Below are 494 nucleotides of genomic sequence, written 5' to 3'. Positions count from 1 at the left end.
ATGTAATTATGTCATTCATTAAAGACAAGACTGCATACAAAACAGCAATTCTTATTTTCGTACATTACGGAGAAGAATATCGCCACATTGCGGACTTATTCATACGTAAAGCGTACGGGTTGTAGAAATGAGCACAAACACCATCAGAACCCGCAGGAATAAACTTGTTCAGGCAAAAATAAATTCAGTCATGCGCAGAACGGGCGGAAATGTACAACTGGTAAAAATCGACGGCGATATTTTATTTCCCGTCAAGTTATCAGAGGGCGTACTGACAAATGCACTGACAGGCGTATTCGAGGCAATGATATACGACAACCACAAACGCACCGAAGCTGAGAGGCTAATTGCTGAGCATTATTCTGACTGCATGGGCATTCACAAACTGACACCCGATGGTGTGGATTTCATGAACGCGATAGTAAAAACAATCGCAGAGCAACAAATCACAGAAAAATTAGCATCTGGAGAAATTAAATAATGACAAAGAAAGC

Annotated in this window: 1 protein-coding gene; it reads left to right on the top strand. The window is 40.7% G+C overall.

What is annotated here, in order from left to right:
• Nucleotides 1-127: 127 nt before the first annotated feature.
• Complete coding sequence (locus AAIR21_RS27875; RefSeq protein ID WP_434682842.1) at nt 128-481, top strand: hypothetical protein; 354 nt, start codon at nt 128-130, stop codon at nt 479-481.
• Nucleotides 482-494 lie beyond the last annotated feature (13 nt).

Source organism: Enterobacter sp. PTB (assembly GCF_051130085.1).
Classification (GTDB): Bacteria; Pseudomonadota; Gammaproteobacteria; order Enterobacterales; family Enterobacteriaceae; genus Enterobacter; species Enterobacter ludwigii.
The sequence above is the reverse complement of the archived record's forward strand: the minus strand, read 5'-3'. Positions and strand labels throughout refer to the sequence as shown.